This window comes from Bacteroides bouchesdurhonensis, from assembly GCF_900155865.1.
In the GTDB taxonomy this organism is placed as follows: domain Bacteria; phylum Bacteroidota; class Bacteroidia; order Bacteroidales; family Bacteroidaceae; genus Bacteroides; species Bacteroides bouchesdurhonensis.
This window is the reverse complement of sequence record NZ_LT707011.1, coordinates 1-1,543: the sequence shown is the minus strand read 5'-3', so window position 1 is coordinate 1,543 and position 1,543 is coordinate 1. Positions and strand designations below refer to the sequence as shown.

2 pseudogenes are annotated in these 1,543 nt (G+C 47.9%); one reads left to right on the top strand and one right to left on the bottom strand.

The annotated features are described in order from the left end of the window. Positions 1 to 300, bottom strand: a pseudogene (locus CZ225_RS22660) (transposase); the annotation flags it as partial. A 539-nt stretch (positions 301 to 839) separates the two neighbouring features. Between CZ225_RS22660 and CZ225_RS22650 the strand changes: the two are divergent. After that, positions 840 to 1,543: pseudogene (locus CZ225_RS22650) on the top strand (RHS repeat-associated core domain-containing protein); the annotation flags it as partial.

The window sequence follows — 1,543 nt, the reverse complement described above, 5'->3', positions numbered from 1 at the left end:
CGACTTACTGATATAGCTGGGGTCAAAGGCGATAGCAAGACGGGATCCCAAGTGAGATTTTACTAACGAGGAATTAAAAGACAGCCAGTCGAAACCTGCTTCAAACTGTTGCCGATAACGTTGCTCGCTATACTTACCGTAGCGACCCAATTGAAGGAAATTAATCCGACCGGGAATTATCAAATATAAAAGTAGCACTTCAAGCATAAATTTTTCACGCCATTTGTTTATCTTCGCACCAGATTCAATCAGGCACACTTTGATGATCTCAAGATATTGGTCAAGTTCTATATGGTTCATTTTAATTGAAGATGTGGTTATCCTAAATTTAATGAATTAGCAGGACTTGACCTACTTTTTTATGTTAATTCAAAACTTAACGAACTATTGTTATATATTGGAATGTTTATTCTATAAATGTTTACCAACTCTACCTGTTCAACACAGCGAACATCCTGTACAGACCTCGTTCCTTACCAACCAGAACCGGCAAGGACTGGCGCATTACCTGACCTTCTACCCTAAGCTGAGCGTGCGGATCTATTGCCTGTCTGCGGACAGCCTCACCTATCGGCAGGACTATGCGACGGGTACCCTCGACTGTACGCAGACCACCGACGAGGACGGTCACATCACCCTGGAATTCAAGGACCGGACTACGGACCGGGTACTCCTGTCACGCGTAATGGACGGGGAGGTGATGCTTGATACCTATTACGTTTATGACGGCTACGGGAATCTACGGATGGTATTGCCTCCGGCGGCTTCGAACTTGCTGACAGCCACCACTACTCCCGCTTCATGGACCGGGACTGTGGAAGCGATACAGAAGTATGCCTATGTCTACAAGTATGACGGGCGGAACCGTTGTATCTACAAGAAACTTCCCGGAGAATCCCAGACAAGTCAGGAAGGTGCATACGTTCGGGTCGGATACCCGGACGGAAATATATATCCATACCTATGACCAGGCGGAACGTTTGCTGAAAACAACCTGTCAGTTGGGCAATGCCGCGGCGGTGACCCTGGTGAACAACACCTATGATGAGGTGGGACACTTGAAGTCGGACAGCAGGAACGGAAACGCTAAACTGAAGACAGAGTATGCGTATAACGTCCGTTCGTGGACGAAGAGTATTACGGGAACGTTGTTCAGTCAGACACTCAATTATCAGGAGGCGATAACGGGGAATACTCCCTGCTATAATGGAAACATCAGCAGCATGTTGTGGAAGGCGGGATCGGAAACCAGCCCAAGAGGGTACCGTTTTACGTATGACGGTCTTTCCAGGTTGAAGGATGCCCTCTACGGGGAAGGTGCTACGCTTGTCGCTAATACGGACCGGTTCAATGAGCAGGTTACGGGGTATGACAAGATGGGGAATATTCTGGGTTTGAAGCGTTACGGGCAGACGGCTGCAAGTACCTATGGGCTGATCGATCATCTGGCTTTGACGTATAACGGTAACCGGTTGCAGGCAGTCAAGGATGCGGCAACAAACTCTGTCTATGGGAATGGTACGGAGTTTAAAGACGGCAGTAA